17 protein-coding genes, 1 tRNA gene, 1 other RNA gene and 3 pseudogenes are annotated in these 15,870 nt (G+C 52.3%); 4 read left to right on the top strand and 18 right to left on the bottom strand.

Annotation, left to right across the window (positions count from 1 at the left end; all coding sequences use genetic code 11):
• Positions 1–6: 6 nt before the first annotated feature.
• Positions 7–142: non-coding RNA, RtT sRNA (locus BN2591_RS06275), on the bottom strand.
• 46 nt (positions 143–188) lie between these two features.
• Positions 189–276: transfer RNA gene (locus BN2591_RS06270), tRNA-Ser, on the bottom strand.
• A 470-nt stretch (positions 277–746) separates the two neighbouring features.
• Between BN2591_RS06270 and BN2591_RS24705 the strand changes: the two are divergent.
• A pseudogene (locus tag BN2591_RS24705) lies at positions 747–943 on the top strand (transposase); the annotation flags it as partial.
• Positions 944–987: 44 nt separating this feature from the next.
• Here the strand turns inward: BN2591_RS24705 and BN2591_RS06260 are convergent.
• The 8 genes and pseudogenes from BN2591_RS06260 to BN2591_RS06225 all read right to left on the bottom strand — a co-directional run bounded on the left by BN2591_RS06260 (position 988) and on the right by BN2591_RS06225 (position 6,497).
• Positions 988–1,521: a glyoxalase superfamily protein gene (locus tag BN2591_RS06260; protein ID WP_086869901.1), complete on the bottom strand. Its 534-nt coding sequence runs from the start codon at positions 1,519–1,521 to the stop codon at positions 988–990.
• A 528-nt stretch (positions 1,522–2,049) separates the two neighbouring features.
• The gene (locus BN2591_RS06255) at positions 2,050–2,613 is read right to left on the bottom strand and encodes a GNAT family N-acetyltransferase (protein WP_244172984.1); all 564 of its coding nucleotides are present in this window, start codon (positions 2,611–2,613) and stop codon (positions 2,050–2,052) included.
• A gap of 33 nt (positions 2,614–2,646) precedes the next feature.
• Entirely contained in the window at positions 2,647–3,030 is a 384-nt protein-coding gene (locus tag BN2591_RS06250) for a Rid family hydrolase (protein WP_086869898.1), read from the bottom strand.
• Between the two features lie 134 nt (positions 3,031–3,164).
• On the bottom strand, positions 3,165–3,596 hold the full coding sequence (locus BN2591_RS06245; RefSeq protein ID WP_086869896.1) for an SRPBCC family protein: 432 nt from the start codon (positions 3,594–3,596) through the stop codon (positions 3,165–3,167).
• Positions 3,597–4,010: 414 nt separating this feature from the next.
• Positions 4,011–4,391: a hypothetical protein gene (locus BN2591_RS06240; protein ID WP_086869894.1), complete on the bottom strand. Its 381-nt coding sequence runs from the start codon at positions 4,389–4,391 to the stop codon at positions 4,011–4,013.
• A gap of 92 nt (positions 4,392–4,483) precedes the next feature.
• Positions 4,484–4,576 (bottom strand): annotated as a pseudogene (locus BN2591_RS24525) (transposase); the annotation flags it as partial.
• A gap of 167 nt (positions 4,577–4,743) precedes the next feature.
• A complete protein-coding gene (locus tag BN2591_RS06230; RefSeq protein ID WP_086869893.1) occupies positions 4,744–5,619 on the bottom strand; it encodes an AraC family transcriptional regulator in 876 nt (291 codons plus the stop codon).
• Positions 5,620–5,996: 377 nt separating this feature from the next.
• Positions 5,997–6,497: a DUF6622 family protein gene (locus tag BN2591_RS06225; RefSeq protein WP_086869891.1), complete on the bottom strand. Its 501-nt coding sequence runs from the start codon at positions 6,495–6,497 to the stop codon at positions 5,997–5,999.
• A gap of 211 nt (positions 6,498–6,708) precedes the next feature.
• Between BN2591_RS06225 and BN2591_RS06220 the strand changes: the two are divergent.
• A pseudogene (locus tag BN2591_RS06220) lies at positions 6,709–7,188 on the top strand (LysR substrate-binding domain-containing protein); the annotation flags it as partial.
• A gap of 50 nt (positions 7,189–7,238) precedes the next feature.
• Here BN2591_RS06220 and BN2591_RS06215 read toward each other — a convergent pair.
• The gene (locus BN2591_RS06215) at positions 7,239–7,970 is read right to left on the bottom strand and encodes an SDR family NAD(P)-dependent oxidoreductase (RefSeq protein WP_086869889.1); all 732 of its coding nucleotides are present in this window, start codon (positions 7,968–7,970) and stop codon (positions 7,239–7,241) included.
• A 99-nt stretch (positions 7,971–8,069) separates the two neighbouring features.
• Between BN2591_RS06215 and BN2591_RS06210 the strand changes: the two genes are divergently transcribed.
• Complete coding sequence (locus tag BN2591_RS06210) at positions 8,070–8,471, top strand: winged helix-turn-helix transcriptional regulator (RefSeq protein ID WP_086869887.1); 402 nt, start codon at positions 8,070–8,072, stop codon at positions 8,469–8,471.
• A 98-nt stretch (positions 8,472–8,569) separates the two neighbouring features.
• On the opposite strand, the gene BN2591_RS06205 is transcribed toward BN2591_RS06210, so the two are convergent.
• Together BN2591_RS06205 and BN2591_RS06200 are read right to left on the bottom strand one after the other, a co-directional pair.
• Positions 8,570–9,283, bottom strand: coding sequence for an SDR family oxidoreductase (locus BN2591_RS06205; protein WP_086869885.1), 714 nt, complete (start codon positions 9,281–9,283; stop codon positions 8,570–8,572).
• A 13-nt stretch (positions 9,284–9,296) separates the two neighbouring features.
• Entirely contained in the window at positions 9,297–10,043 is a 747-nt protein-coding gene (locus BN2591_RS06200) for an SDR family NAD(P)-dependent oxidoreductase (RefSeq protein WP_086869883.1), read from the bottom strand.
• 392 nt (positions 10,044–10,435) lie between these two features.
• Here BN2591_RS06200 and BN2591_RS06195 point away from each other — a divergent pair, with 392 nt between their 5' ends.
• Complete coding sequence (locus tag BN2591_RS06195; protein WP_244172983.1) at positions 10,436–11,362, top strand: AraC family transcriptional regulator; 927 nt, start codon at positions 10,436–10,438, stop codon at positions 11,360–11,362.
• 112 nt (positions 11,363–11,474) lie between these two features.
• Here the strand turns inward: BN2591_RS06195 and BN2591_RS06190 are convergent, their stop codons facing one another.
• From BN2591_RS06190 to BN2591_RS06170, 5 genes are read right to left on the bottom strand one after another with little or no spacing between them, the layout of a single operon-like run.
• Positions 11,475–12,746: an alanine racemase gene (locus BN2591_RS06190; protein ID WP_086869879.1), complete on the bottom strand. Its 1,272-nt coding sequence runs from the start codon at positions 12,744–12,746 to the stop codon at positions 11,475–11,477.
• Positions 12,747–12,757: 11 nt separating this feature from the next.
• On the bottom strand, positions 12,758–13,495 hold the full coding sequence (locus tag BN2591_RS06185) for an amino acid ABC transporter ATP-binding protein (protein ID WP_086869878.1): 738 nt from the start codon (positions 13,493–13,495) through the stop codon (positions 12,758–12,760).
• The gene (locus tag BN2591_RS06180; RefSeq protein ID WP_086869876.1) at positions 13,492–14,136 is read right to left on the bottom strand and encodes an amino acid ABC transporter permease; all 645 of its coding nucleotides are present in this window, start codon (positions 14,134–14,136) and stop codon (positions 13,492–13,494) included. Before BN2591_RS06180 ends, BN2591_RS06185 begins: the two co-directional genes overlap by 4 nt.
• Positions 14,133–14,870 carry an amino acid ABC transporter permease gene (locus tag BN2591_RS06175; protein ID WP_086869874.1) on the bottom strand — a complete coding sequence of 246 codons (738 nt, stop codon included), beginning with the start codon at positions 14,868–14,870 and terminating at the stop codon, positions 14,133–14,135. Before BN2591_RS06175 ends, BN2591_RS06180 begins: the two co-directional genes overlap by 4 nt.
• Before the next feature lie 53 nt (positions 14,871–14,923).
• Entirely contained in the window at positions 14,924–15,763 is an 840-nt protein-coding gene (locus tag BN2591_RS06170; RefSeq protein ID WP_086869873.1) for an ABC transporter substrate-binding protein, read from the bottom strand.
• Positions 15,764–15,870: the final 107 nt, after the last annotated feature.

Below are 15,870 nucleotides of genomic sequence, written 5' to 3'. Positions count from 1 at the left end.
GAATGATGGCGGTGAGGGGGGGATTGATTCGCTTCGCTCACCCTACGGGCAGATTCCTCGCGGGCTCGTCATCTGTCCAACTGGCTGCGCCAGTTGTCGAACCCCGGTCGGGGCTTCTCATCCCCCCCGGCGGCGTGCGATATACGAAAAAAAAGCCCGCATTTGCATGCGGGCTCTTCTTTGAATGATGGCGGTGAGGGGGGGATTCGAACCCCCGATACGTTGCCGTATACACACTTTCCAGGCGTGCTCCTTCAGCCACTCGGACACCTCACCACATTGTATTGCTGCCAGCCAGTACTGGGGGCAACGGGGCGCTACTATAGGGAGTTGTACTGAAACGGTCAAGCAAGATTTTAAGCTTTCATCACTGTTCGCTTAAGGTGTGAGCAATGCAAGGATTTGCTGCGAAATCCGTATGCTTACCGGTTCATAAGGTAAAGCGAACAGGCACTGATGTCGGCTGGTATGACTCGTGAGTAAGTCCTGTGAATGCGTACTCAATTCTCAGGATTGTAAGACGCGATGTTTTCAATGGGCAGGTTCGATTTCACCATGCATCGGGTGAAATATTGACGCGCGAGGCGGGTCGTCTTTATTACAGGACTGGATGCTGGACATTACAGGGACATTATGTCGCGTTTATGTCTGATGTAAGGTGGGAACCAATTGGGGCTAGCTATTTTGACCCTGACCTGGAATCCTGCCCCATTCAGAAACAGAATTCCGGCAAGAAATGTGCTCCCCTGAACGGAGATGGTACCGATGAAAAATCACCATTCACCGAAGAACAGATTGTCTTTGCCCTGAAGCAGGGTGAACTGGGTACGCGGGTATCCGAAGTCTGCGTAGGCGGGGGATTTCCGATGCCGCACTCTCTACATGGCGCAAGAAAGATGGCGGCATTTCGCCCTCAGAACTGAATCCCTTGCGTACCTTAAAAAGGGGAAAGTCTCATCGGCAATCCCCATATTTAAGACGGACAACCTAGTTTTGTTGACAGAATCGGAGTCGGTTACCAAACGGGTCGTGGACTTCCATAACGTCTCCCCAGTCTTGCTTAACAATTTCCGGGCGACCGTATCCATATTGTTTGCCGTGAAGTTCATCTCTGAGTAACGCAATATTATTCAGAGGAATAAATATCGTTGCGCCCGGACTGGCATCACCGTGATGTTCAGAAAGATGTAACTGCAACCCTTCTCTGGCAATGCCCATATACAGCGGTAAACCGGGCTCGAACCGGTGTTCAAACTCCACACTAAATGACAGAAATTCAAGATAGAACTCCTGTGCTTTGCGGACATCAAAAATTCGCAGGATGGGGATGGGGTTACTGAATTGAATTTGAGACGGTGGGATCCGCGAGGGCAACGTTGCTGCAGCTGTGTTCCAGTCTCTGAAGCCTAACTGGTGGGCAACCGTTTCGAGAGCGGTGGAATACGAAATCTTATGTTCACGCAACTCAAGCGAGGCTTTTAATTTTGCAGCCATTTGTTTGGCTTGCTCGATAGAAAACATATTTCCTCCTGCTGTCAGGAAATGGTGGTGCTCGCATTACCACGTCCCGACCATCAAGAGTTTTAACATTAATGAGGTTGAGAACTTACATGCTTTCACCTTTTCCCTTCAGGAAGCGAGCGGCGGGCAGCACGGACCCGGAATGAGAATATCCAGGCTCGTGATACACCACAAGTCTCCAGGTTCGAAAGAGAAGGGAGGCTACCAATTCAGGTAGTCACGATTAAGGGATGCGTGATGCGATATGTACCGACTCCGCTTTTCGCGCTGAGCGAACAGTAAAAACTGACGCGTTCGTGCCAGAAACGGAAGGACGCTGCAGGTAGATCGGTAGATTGATTAGCAGGGAAAGTTCAAAGTAAACAAGTTTCTCATTTGAACAAGTTTTACATGCGACTGCGTGATGGGGCGAAAGGTGATTTTTCAGTATCTGAATGGATGGTTTGAATAAAATTCAATTTTTGAACGTCCTTTTCCCTTTTGGTGGTATTTCATCTTACATACCTTTCATTAATTATCGTTGTAAACTTACGCCTTTGTCGTCCATTCGTTAGCAAAAACTCTATAATGAAATTCATCGCTTATCGATCCTTTGAAAAAATCCGCATCTTTCAACTCATTAATTTTTTTAAGTTTCAAAGATTCCACTAAACCAATTGAGGCCATATTACGAGAGTCAATCAATGCGTCGATATGAGATAAATTATAATTATTGAATAAAAAATCTATTACCATCCGCACACACTGTTTTGCCACCCCTTTTTTTTGATACCGCCCAAACACATGATAAGCAATATATGCCCAGTCTTTATCAACCATAATGGTCGACTGAACATACCCAAGATACGCACCGGAATTACGATGGATAATGACCCAGTTTAGCCATACCTGGCTCTTATCCGGGGAGTAACGCTGAGATATTCTCTCATAACGTGCTGTCAATTCATCCAGGCTTGCCGGTGGGTTGGACGGTATAAATTTATAATCGTCAACAAAACATAACCCTGCATACATTTCGTTAGCATGAGATTTATCTAAGGGCTCCAGAGCATATAAATTCGACATCAAAGGTTCAATTAATTTAACACTCACAGTGCAACTCTCATAAAATATGACATGTGGAAATTATCTTTTCGCCACAATCCGCATTTCCACAAGCGCATTTTCTGGAATGAATTCTGATACGCCAATGGCGGACCATGCCGGGTATGGCGCCTTTATATACTCATCTTTTACTTTCGAAAAAACGTCTATATGTTTTTTAAGATCAATATGAAAAGTTGTCATTTCAAGTATGTGTTCATAACTCAAACCGGCAACGTTTAAATAAACGCCAAGCTTATAAAACGCATCATGAAATTGTTCTTCAGGATGCTTACTTATCGGTTTGTCCTTGCGTGCTGCGGTAACACCTGAAAGGTACACAGTGCCATCAGCGTCGATGACGGGGGAGAAGTGCCAGTCATCGAAATAATGCTGAAATTCTTCAGGAACTATCGATTTTTTCATGATTTTTCTCAAATTGATGACTTAATAAATGCCTGCATGTGCCAAACCGTGATGCCCCGTGGTGATTCCCTTCTGACTATCATCCAACCCGTCGCCAGAACGACCAGTAAGAGGCTTAATGCTTACCGATGCCATTACACCGAACCTGTTTCGGCAAGGTATTTAGCCAGTCCCTCCATCACTTCCGGGAAGTCCGCGCTGATCCCCTCTCCGAAAGCGTTAGCCTGAGGACCCTGGGTACTGATCGCATAAATCACGGTACTCTGATCGGCACCGGATGCCTCAATACGATGTTCAACTTTGACCAGTGTGTCATCCACCCAGGTTTCATCTATGAAATATTTTCCTTCAGAAACATCGGTAAGCTGGCTACGGACAACCACTCCTTGAGGTAACGCCATTGTGAACCAGGTTCCCGTACGAAATGGCCCTTCGATAGTGATCGACTTTACACCAGGGTTCCATCGTTTCCAGTTATCGGTGTCGACAAAGGCCTGCCATATTGCTTCTGGCTTGCTTTTTACCGTGAGCGTATAGCGCTTGCTCCAGGCGTTGTTTTCATTCATAAAATTGCTCATCAGATAACGTAAGTGAACATAGTTAATGTGTACTTATAATGGCGTAACGCCAAAAAAGCCAAACCTCATTTTTCGTTCAGGAGAGTGAATCTCGCTCAGACAGGTTTCTGAAAAGCTCATCAGTAGCCAGCAGACCAGTGAAAGGGCTGCTGAGATTTGCGGCGTAGTGGCTTTTTAAAAGCTGGTCTGAATGGATAACAAATATGGAATAAATGGCCGCTTCGTGCCAGGGGCGGACGTGACCAACATCATCCTTTGTTAAATAAAGGGGAGCAGGCCAGTTAGACATTGTATTTCAAAAAAGTGATAAAGAATTTATTGAAAAATTACTTTCACTATAGGGGGGCCGGCGTAGAACCCCTGAATGCGGGTTTGAGCATTTATAAACGCAGGTCGCTACAGCTAGTTGACGCCAAAGATAGATCGATACCAAGAAAGATAGTCTGTAGCGCACAGGGCCTCAACTGCGAGGATATCTGACGTTTGTACGTCAATTACTACGATGCCCGCCATTGCAGCTTCAACGGCAATCTTGCTAATGGCTGTCAGGATGTCACCGCAGCCTCTAAGACCAAGGTGTAACATCTCATCCGAGAGGGACACTTCAATAAACATACCCGCCCCATCGACGATGGCGGTGTCATCCGCCTGCCATATAAGTCCAGGGAATAGTTGTTCGGCGTATGCCTTGTAGTTTGATCGTGCGAAGGAACTGTCCTGCTCGAGTTCTCCGATCGAATTCACTCCACCCTTTGCTTTTACCAGCACGAAGTCAAGACTCATTCTTTATTCCGACTTACTTTCATGAACGGACATTTTAACTTTTCCTGGCCAATGAGTTCCATCAACTCTCCGGCCTAATGCTGAATCGCCCCGCGGTGAGAAACTTCGTCGACGGAATAACCGCGTTCCGTTATCTGACGGACGGTTTCTTCCTTAAATTCAGGTGTAAATCGTGGTGTGCCCATACACTCTGACCTGCTCCCGGTTGATTATTACACGCCACTGTTAGTCCTACATCCCTGTGACCCTGAGTGTGATGCCCCGACCGCTCCCGGCCAGGAGCGGACGTTGCAAATATCACGGTTTAATTGATGGGGAGCAGGTCAACGATGAGCAATGACCCTGAATCAGCTCATTTCAACGGCAAATAGATATCCGTGAGCAATTCATGTTCCGCTACCTCATGCACAAAGTTGTGGTAATGAAAGAAAAGCGGGAAGTCGCGAAGTTCCTCTCCGCTCTCTGGCAACCAGTCCCGATACAAAGATTTAGCCAACCCGGTTAACGCATCATGCGATCCCTGATGACGTAACATCGCACAGCGACCAGCCGGAATGACGCTATTCATTACCCCGAAGCGATTGTCTTCCATAATGGGTGACGTGACGGTTCCGCAAATATGGAACTCAAATTCATCCGGCGGCGTTAGGGTTGGATCGTGTGGTGCAATACCGTATGTCTGGCTACTGGCAACCGGTGAAAAAACCGTGGTTTTTCGCCATTCAATAAAGCGAGCCGCCGTTTCGTTTATTAGCTCCGGTTGTCCATAATGCGTCAGCATTGCGACTGACGTCGCGGGGAAAGTAATGATCCTGACCTGGCCTTGCATGGTTTGTCTCCTGGCTTTGTAAGGTTCGGATATGCGCTTATGCCAATCCACCCAGGGGGGCAGCTGGCGGAATTGCGTCGGTGATAGACCGAACATTTGTCTGAAAGCACGGCTAAACGATTCAGAATGCTGGAAACCGGCGTCGTACGCGATATCAGTGATTTTCTCTAACGGATTAAAAGCCAGTCGATAAGATGCGCGTTTTAAGCGCATCATCTGGATGTAACGACCAGGTGGCATCCCACAATAACTACAAAACTGGCGATGGAAATGAAATGGCGAGAAGTGAGCCACTTCACTCAGTTTTTCCAGTAATAAGACGTCATCGAGATGATGGTCAATATAATCAAAGACCTGTTTAAAGCGTCTGGCGTAACTATCAGTTTTATTATCACACATGACTTCCTCCGTGCTGCTTAATATGCTCGAAGGCGAGTCAGTTTGCCTGACCGATCTTGCCCAAAGACGCTCAAGGGAGAGCATTTCCAGGTAGCTATGTTACGAACCTTTGACCTGCTCCCCATGACTCAAGACTCGCGATGTCAATATGCATGCCGAACTTCTACTGTTCGCTCAAAGCCGCCTGTTTAGCGGCTTTGCATCAACCTTTCACCCCCGCTTTCGCAGAAAGCGGAGAGTATCACCGGGCAAAAATAACCTGTCCATTTCAGGGATGCTGGCCGGTATCTTTTTTAGCCAGTCCATCAGCAGGGCAAGGATCAGCAGCGTTGACTCGGCGAGTCGGTTGGATCTCTGTTACGGGCAGTGTCAATTAATCATCTTTTACTGTACCAGGGGAGGTAAAGTCGCAGGGTTCCCCCCCAGAATATGCCGTCAACAAGCCCCGTCATACCGCCAAATAACAGACAAAAACTGGTGGCTGACCTTAGCCCTGGCTGCAGATAAAGCGCCGAGGTCAGGGTAAACTTCATACTAAACGCAATCACAATCAACCCCAGCGTCAGCGGTGTCCCACTTCTGATAACCATGCCCGGATTATCTGTATCTCTCAGCGGTGGCTGTGAGCGCCACAATCTGTATCCGAGTGCGCTGCCTGCGAGCAGCCCGGCTATCATCATGCTCAGGCTGACTCCGGGCAGTTCTGTCTCGGTGATAACGCCATAGGCTCCCCAGACAAGAAAAAGTACCGGCAGTAAAAACAACCGTCCGATTGCCATCTTTCGGTCATAAAGCGCAGCAAAACCGCGACGTAGTAAAAAAGCCAGCAGTATCCATACCCATACGGGTGTTGCTCTTAAAAAATGTGCCATATCCATAAGTTGTCCCGGTTACGAAAGTTACTCTTTTTCTTCAGCACCGGCGAACCGCCACGCCATAAGCTTCTTCGCGACAGTCAGCGCTGTTATCGGCCACTGCAATGCCTGCGAAGATACTTACCTATGATGCTGGCACCGTACACGACACCACCATGACGGCAAGGTGACACGTCAGCGACGTCTGGCAGAAACCTTCGCATCACGACGTTATCAGGAAGGGGTCGACTGCGTGATTAGAACGGGGGAGTTGAATAACTCAACGCTGGTCGCTCGTCCGCCTGGCCGGTTTCGCTGGATAATCTGTGCTTCTCCGGCGTATCTCCGGGAATACGGGATCCCGCAGTCGCCCGACGAATGGGCAGAGCATCTGGCGATTCATGACTTTTCCGGCTCAGCCAGGCGAACGAGTGAATTGCGTTTTGCGCGCGGCACAAAAACGCTGTCCGTCTCTGTTAATGGCGATGTGGCTGTTAACGAAACGGGGCTCTATATAAAAATGTGTCTTGCAGGTTTCGGGCTGGCGCAGGTTGCCGAAAGTATTATCCCGGAGCATCTGCGGGAAGGAAGGTCAATCGAGGTTCTGGCCGACTGGCAGCCGCCATCAGTACCGGTCACTTTGCTGCATCCACATCAACGCTTGCTTTCTCCCGCCGTGTGCGCATTTGCAGACTGGATAGCCGACATCATCTGATATTGCCGCTACTCTGAGCGGCCATCCTCGGATGGCCGTCGTGTGCACGCTTAAACCTGGGTCATGCCACCATCAACGCAAATCTCTGCACCCGCAATATAGCGACTCTCGTCACTGGCGAGGAAAAATGCAGCGTTTGCAACTTCTTCAGGTTGGCCCATTCTGCCAAGTGGTATTGCGCTGGTTAAGCCTTTACGCACTTCCTCAGACGTTGCGGCCATCATTTCCGTGTCGACAGGACCCGGCGCAACAACGTTGACACGGATACCGCGCGCGGCGAGTTCTCGTGTCCAGGTGCGGGCAAAAGAGCGCAGTGCGGCTTTACTGGCCGAGTAGACGCCATAGCCATGTGTGCCGAGAACATCAGCAATAGAACCGATGAGAACGACACTGCTGCCGGGTTTCAGCAAAGGCAATGCTGCCTGCAGGGCAAAGACGGGGGAGCGAACATTGAGACCAAACGTCTGGTCAAAATGCTGCTCACTGACCTCTTCAAGCGGGGCGTATTCCGACATGCCAGCATTGATTATCAGGATATCTATCTGTGCTGATTTTTCGGCAACGGTCTGCATGATGCGGCTCAGTTCGTTCTTCTGACTGACATCAGCCTGCAGCGCTATAGCAGTGCCTGATATTTTGCTTCTGGCGGTTTGTAGATCTTCTTCGCGTCGTGAAGTGAACCAGGTGACGGCTCCCTCGGCGGCTAAACGCTGACTGATCGCCAGCCCAATACCTTTCGCACCACCCAGTACCACAGCGACTTTTTTCTCTATTCTGCCCATCTGATTTCTCCGATTTAGGTCGAAACCAGATGATATAAATTCTATACTTAATATCAATTACGCACTTTTGCTATACCAAATATAAGTGACGATATCGCTATGCAAGAAAATCATGATAACTGCCTGATAGATCAGAGAAGTACTCGCCTGGTGTTAGAACATATCACCAATAAATGGTCGATATTAATTCTGACGGTGCTGTGTACTGAACCTTGCCGGTTCAATGAGCTTCGCCGACGCCTGGACGGGATCACCCATAAGGCGCTGGCCGATGCACTCAAACGGCTGGAGCGAAACGGTTTAGTCCATCGCCAGGTTCTGTCGACATATCCGGTGAGTGTGGAATACACCATTACGCCGCTGGCGCAGTCGCTACAGCAGCCTTTTGTTGCGCTGGCGAATTGGGCGAAGGAGTTTGGTCCGGCCGTGGCAGCAGCGCAGGCTGAATACGATCGAACGCATGCGGAGGAAAATAAATGCGCAAGTCAGGTTGAGGCCTGAGCAATGAGCAATGCACCTGATCCTCTGAATAACGCCGACAGGCTAACCCCGGGCGTGTACTCCCGGGGCCGGGATTAACCCGCTAAAAGAAGGGCTTATCACCAGGGCCAGCTGTTGTTCTCGTAATCGAGGAAGAGATGGCTTGCGGCGTTGCGGTGCTGCTCAATCACACCGATCATGCCGTTGACGCTGGTTTTTACATCAATCTCTGCATCCACGGTACCATCCAGCGTGCCCATTGCTGTCGCCACCCAGCCAGGATGCATTGACAGCACTGTCTGTGCTCCCTGGCTGATATCCATATAAATACAACGCGCCAGCATATTCAGCGCCGCTTTACTGGCCCGGTACAGCTCAAGGCCGATCCCCGGTTCGGTATTGCTGGCGATACTCCCCCGATGCGACGACATGAAAACCAGGCTTCCCGCAGGCTTAAGCATCGGCAGGAGGTGCCGGGCCAGGCGGGCAGGGCCAAACGCATTGGTCATCATGATTTGCTGGAGTTCCGCGTCAGATGCCTGCAACACAGACTGATGCAAGGGGCCGTAAATACCGGCCACCATAAAAATAACGTCAAACTGCCGCCCATTGAGCCTGCCGACAAGTGGCCCGATGTGGGCGCTATTGGTGACATCAATAGCGCCGGTCATCAGCTTGCCGGGGTGCCGCTCTCCCAGGGCGAGCAGGGCGGAGATCCCGGCATCCGGTAAGTGGGTGGCGAAAACGTCCCAGCCCCGCTCCAGATACGCTTGTGTCAGTCCATAGCCCAGCCCTTTCTCGGCTCCGACAACTAAAATGCTTTGCGTTTTCATCATTGGCTCCTTGTTACTGTGCGGTATAACCGCCATCAGCCATTAATACCGTTCCTGTCACGAAGCTGGCTTTAGGTGAGGCAAGCCAGATAATGGCTTGCGCGATTTCTTCCGGCTGAGCCACCCGCCCGAGTGGATGCGCGTGGCCGTAGCTGGCAAGCGTCGCCCGGCTGTCTTCCACGATGCCGGAAAGAATATTGGTTTCGACGACGCCGGGGGCAACGGCATTGACCCGGATGTCATATTCAGCCGCTTCCAGCGCCAGCACTTTCGTCAGTTGCGCTATTGCGCCTTTAGAGGCTGAGTAGGCGGACGTGGCTTTGATGCCCACCATGCTCACCACGGATGCCACATTGACAATCGCTCCCTGCCTGCGGGGCTGCATCACTTTCAGGCTTTCCCGGCTGAGGAGAAAATACCCTCTGGCATTAATGGTCATAATGCTGTCCCATTCTGCAACGGAGGTTTCGGTTGCGAGTTTATTCAGGGTCTTGCCCGCATTGTTGATGAGAATATCCACGCCGCCAAATTCCGCCTGCGCGAGCGTGAGTGCGCTGATGACCTGCTGTTCCTGGCTGACATCGCATATCTGTGTCGCCACCTGATTGCGCTGTGCCAGGGCATGCACCGCCGGGTTGATATCGAGAGCCAGCACCTTCGCGTCATGACTGACAAGAAGATGTACGGTGGCCCTGCCAATATCTCCTGCGGCGCCCGTGACAATGGCCACTTTGTTTTTTAATCCGAAAAAATCTGCCATTTTGATTCCTCAAATGCTGTAACGTCATCGCCTTCAGTAGCCGATATTCGTCTGGTTACGCTGTTTAATGAGTGCCACCTGGCTGGCTGCGTCTTGTATGCCGAATCTGACTGGGTTAAGAGAGGGGAGCTATGCAAAATACGCCAGGCGCGACAGACGGCAGCGAACTGTCTCCGTGCGACGCTTTCCGTTCCGGCTATAAACCAGGTTGTTGATTACTATGAAATTTAATAACTTCGCCTCTTTTCTTTTGCCGCGAAAAGAATAGGAGAAGCAGAGCAATGCAACAATGAAGGTTCCTGTACAAAGATTATCTTTTTCTGTCAGAATTTGGTTCGATAACCTGATAAAGGCGAAAAAGTTTATCCTTTTGTATATTTCCGGGGGGCGCAGTGACCGAACTTACCTCATGCCATACACGAAAAATGATCCCGGCTTTGCTGGCGCTTGCGCCTGATGAGGGCTATTCGCGCACCCGCATGACGGCGATAAAACTGTTGCGGGTCAATGAGTCGATGCCCCACACGCCCGTGCTGTATGAACCCTGTATTGTTATTGTTCTGCAGGGAAAGAAAACCGCGTTGCTGGGCGGGCAGGCGTTTACCTACGATCCCGGACATTATCTGGTGGTCTCCGCGCCGCTTCCTTTCACCAGCCAGACCACTGCCAGCCAGCAAGCGCCTCTGCTGGCGATGTCGATATCGCTCGATGTTGCCACGATTGCCGAATTACTGATTGAAATGGGTGAAGGCGAGGTAAGCGGAAATGCGCAGGCAGGAATGATGTTTTCCAGCCCGCTGGGAGAAGAACTGGCTGATACGGTGTACCGCCTTTTGCTGGCGCTTTCCGATGAGGAAAAAGCCAGAATTCTGGGACCGGGTATTCTGAAAGAACTTTATTATCGTGTACTGATTGATACACAGGGTGCCGCAATCAGAGCCGCGCTCGCCGGAAAGGGGCATTTCAGGCAAATTGCTGCCGCTATCCGCACGATGCATACCCGGTTTATGGAACCTGTTGACGTTGAGAGCCTGGCTAAAGATGCAGGAATGAGCGCCCCCTCTTTTCATCGCCATTTCAGAGCCTTCACCGGCACCACACCGAAACAGTATCTGATTTCCATCAGGCTGCACCAGGCGCGGTTTTTAATGGTGAAGCGCAATGTCACGGCCAGTGAAGCCGCTTTCAGGGTGGGTTACCTCAGTCCGACACAATTCAGCCGGGAATTTAGCCGGTTCTTTGGTTGCCCGCCGCAAAAGGAAGCGCAGCGCTTACGCCATTTATTAAAAGTGAAAGCCGAATCGTACTGGCCGGAATAACCGCTTTCCGGCCAGATTGTCATGGCAGTTAAAGAACGGATGAGCGCGGTTCACGCGAACATGAATGGTAAAACCGCGCGAAACATCGCGCCGTTACGAGCAGATATTTCACTCAGAATGCAGTTTCCAGTGAATCTGTGACGCAGTAATCATCATCTACCAGTGGCAAATACCGCCACTTATCGAATGCGGTACAAGGGTGCGAAATGCCACAACCCACCCAGTCGCCGGGCTTTAACCCATCCTCTTGCGGCAGTAACAAATAGGCGTGCTGATCGTTCACCTCGCTGATGCGCATGCCCGACGCTGCACGCGGGGCGCTGCCATCAATGTTGCGCACCCACAGCGGATTGGGCAAATCCTGATCGAACGGCACATCACGGCGTCCGAAATCAACAAACGCCAGGCCAGGCTCAGGGCGCGACAACACCCGTCCCCAGATCTCCAGCGCGGCGGTGAAATGATGCCTCGCACCAGGCTGGGCAAAAGGCGCAATGCGCGCGTAAAGTCCGCTGTCATGCGCCATGTACGCGCCGGATCGAATCAGTGGCGTTACAGGCAGGGGCAGATTCGCGGCCGTGAAACAGGCTGATACCACGTCAAACCACGCGCCACCGCCGGCGCTGAGGATAATATGCTGGCTGGCAAATAGCTGTTTTTCGGCCAGCAGTGCCGCCGTGGCGATCAGCATCTGGCAGTAATCTTTGACGCGCTGCACGCCTGCGGCATCACGTCCGGCACCGAGCGCGCCTTCATAGCCCGCAACACCCACCAGTTGCAGGGCAGGGCTGGTGGCAATCGCAGCGGCAATCTCCAGCGCTTCTGCGGATGAGCGGCAGCCAGTACGCCCACCGCTGACCGACATTTCCAGCAGTACCGAAATGCGGCTGTCGCCAAGATGTTGCTCCAGCAGACGAACGCCGTGCAGCGAATCGACGTAGCACAGGAAACTATGCTCGGGATGCTGTTTTTGCCATTCGCCTATCCAGCGAATGCCAGCGGGATCGACCAGTTCATTGGCGAGAAAGACGTTACGAATGCCGAACTGGCGCAAGGCGCGAACCTGCGCGGGAGTGGCGGCACTCAATCCCCAGGCACCGCCTTCAGCGACGGCGCGGCGCAGGATCGCCGGCGACATGGACGTCTTGCCGTGTGCCGCCAGCATGACGCCTTGCTCACGACAAAACGCTGCCAGTTGACGCAGGTTATTCTCCAGGGCTGACTGCTTCATCAGCATCAGGGGGGAAAACACATCCGGGCTGTTAAAGACCTGGACACCGTTAGCCAGCGGCTGATTGCCGGACCCGGCGACCGATTTAAAACGCGGCACAGGTTGCAGTGCATCCAGCGCGCCGTTTGCCTGCAAGGGAAAGTGAATCGACATCATGCCTCCTGTTAGTGCTCAAGCACGCGTGATAAGAACTGCTGGGTGCGCGGATTCTGCGGGTTGACGAAAATCTGCTCCGGCGAACCCTGCTCGGCGATCACGCCCTGATCCATAAACACCACGCGGTCAGCGGTTTTACGCGCAAACCCCATTTCGTGGGTGACCACCACCATGGTCATCCCTTCACGCGCCAGGCTGCGCATGACCTCCATCACTTCACCAACCAGTTCGGGATCGAGTGCGGAAGTCGCTTCATCAAAAAACATAATTTTCGGCTCCACTGCCAGCGCGCGGGCAATCGCCACACGCTGCTGCTGACCGCCGGAAAGCTGGGCCGGATAGTGATGTGCGCGCTCGGCCAGCCCGACACGGGTCAGGGCTGCCATACCGCGTTCATTGGCTTCGGCCGTGGAGAGTTTCTGCGCTTTAATCAACGCCAGCGTCACGTTACCGAGCGCGGTTTTATGGGGAAACAGATTGAACTGCTGAAAGACCATGCCAACGTGGCCGCAGATTTCGCTGCTGCGTTTGCGGTCGTGCAGCGGTACTTCATTCACCCAGATTTCGCCGCCATCAGCGGTTTCCAGCCCACTCATGATGCGTAACACGGTACTTTTGCCGGAACCGGATGCGCCAATCAGCACCAGCACTTCGCCGGGCGACACATCAAGGCTTATCTCTTTCAGTACCTGGGTTGAGCCAAAGGATTTGGTGATCCGGCTTAGCGTAATGGCGGATTTGCTCATGATAACTGGCTCCTGGTTTGATGATGTTGAACCCAACGGGAAAGCGGAAAGCAGACAACGAAGTAGAGCAGGGCGACCAGGCCGTAAATCACCACTGGCTGACCGATGCGATCGACAATAGCCTGGCCCTGGTGCATCAATTCCGACATGCCGATCATGCTGACAATCGAGGTATCTTTAATCAGCGAAAGATACTGACCCACCAGCGGCGGCAGCACGATGCCGCGCGTCTGCGGCAGGACCACGCTAAGAAACGTCTGCCGTTTTGACAGACCGAGGATCCACGACACTTCCCACTGGCCTTTCGGCACCGCTTCAATCCCGGCGCGGAATACTTCGGCAATGTAAGCGCCCTGATAAATGCTCAGGCCGAGAATACCGGCAGCAAACAGGTTGATTTCATAGCCAAAATACGCCACGCCGAAGTAGATAAACATCAGCGTGATCAGTACCGGCGTGCCGCGAAACAGTTCGGTGTAGAACACGGCGATCTGTTTTGCGACCGGCAAACGGCTGGTGCGTAACACCGCTGCCAGTAAACCGAGCAGGGTGCTGCCAACGATAGCGGCGATGGAGAGCAGTAAGGTGATGACCAGGCCTTTCAGCAGCATTGGCAGCGAGTTGATGATAAGTTCGCTCATAGCGCATTCTCCCGTTTCACTGGGTTAATCAGCCCTTTTTTTGCCCACCGCCAGCCGGGCTTTTTTACCGGTGTCACCAGCGGCGGATGGAACATCCGGCGTCCTGCCAGGTTGCCAAGCCAGGAGAACAGGTTGCTCAGCACCAGATAGACCAGCGCGACAATACTGAAGGTCTGGATGTAGAGCAGGGTGCGCGCGTTGATCACCGTTGCAGTGCCGGTCAGTTCCGGCAGCGCGATGGCGGAGAGCAGCGAGGTGCCGAGCAGTAGCTGAATCAGGTTATTGATAATGGCAGGCCACACCGCGCGTGCGGCCTGCGGCAGCACGACGCTCAGGAAGATTTGCCGGCGCGGGATCCCGAGGATATACGCCGCTTCCAGCTGGCCTTTTGCGACCGACTGGATACCGGCGCGGAAGGTTTCCGACAGATAAGCCCCCACGTTAATCCCCAGCGCCAGCACGCCTGCACTAAAGGCGCTCATAGTGATACCCAACGACGGCAGGCCAAAAAAGATAATGAAGATTTGCAACAGCACCGGGGTATTGCGGATGAACTCGACGTAGCAGTGGCTGAGCCAGCGTACCGGTGCCAGCGGCGAGGATTTTGCCAGCGCAGCAAGTAATCCAAGTGCCACTGCCAGTGCAAACGCCAGCAGCGTGACCTGGAGCGTGAGCCAGGCGGCCTCCAGAAAAGTGTCGGCGTAGCGCCACAGGGTTAGCCATTGATAACTCATGGTGTGACTCCTTCAGGCGGTGCAGCATCAGCTGCTGCACCGCGGGCGAACAATCAGTATTGCGGATTCAGCGGGTAGCGCGGTTTACTGCCGAACCATTTCTCATACAGCTGCGCGTTCTGGCCGGAGGCGTTGATTTCAAACAGGAATTCGTTCAGATAGTTGGTCCACACCTTATCGCCCTGTTTCACGCCGAAGGCGTTGTACTCCAGCGGCACCAGCGCTTCGTTGGTCACGGTCAGCGACGGATCGAGTTTGGCCTGATAGGCGAGGAAGTTGTTATCTTCGATCATCGCATCAGCTTGTCCCTGTTTCACCGCCAGAATCGCCGCCTGGGATGAGTCGTACTCCTGAATTTTTACGTCGATGCCGAGATTGCGCACTTCGTCGCCGTTGGTGGACCCTTTCACCGTGGCGATGGTTTTTCCGGCCATATCATGTGCGGACTGGATGCCGCTGTTTTTGCGCACCAGCATGGCTTCACTCGCCACGACATACGGGTTGGTGAAACCGATCTCTTTGGCGCGCTCCAGATTACGGGTGAAGTTACAGAACACCACGTCGACTTTATTGGTTTGCAGGTTAGGAATGCGGTTGGCGCTGGTGGTGTTGACCATCTCCAGTTTGACGCCCATCTCTTTCGCCAGCGCTTTGGCCAGATCGACGTCATACCCATCCGGATTGCCCTCTTTATCGTAAAAACCAAACGGGGCAAAGCTCAGGCAGTCACCCACGCGCAGGGTGCCGCGCTGCAGGACGCTTTGCAGTGCAGACTGCGGCGCCGCACCCGCCTCTTTTTTCTCTTCGGTTGGCGTACAGCCCGCGACAGCCAGCAATACCAGCGCGCTGGCCAGTGCTGTGGCACTTAATTTCAGCGATGTCGTTGCATTCATTTTTTATGCTCTCTTTTAATGTTTGACGAGACGGCGTAATACCGTGTCACCCGCGATAAGTCAGGCGATCGCCCGCGCAGCGGCGGCGCTGATTATTTCGGGATATT

This window comes from Kosakonia pseudosacchari (assembly GCF_900184035.1).
GTDB lineage: Bacteria > Pseudomonadota > Gammaproteobacteria > Enterobacterales > Enterobacteriaceae > Kosakonia > Kosakonia pseudosacchari.
The sequence above is the reverse complement of the archived record's forward strand: the minus strand, read 5'-3'. Positions and strand labels throughout refer to the sequence as shown.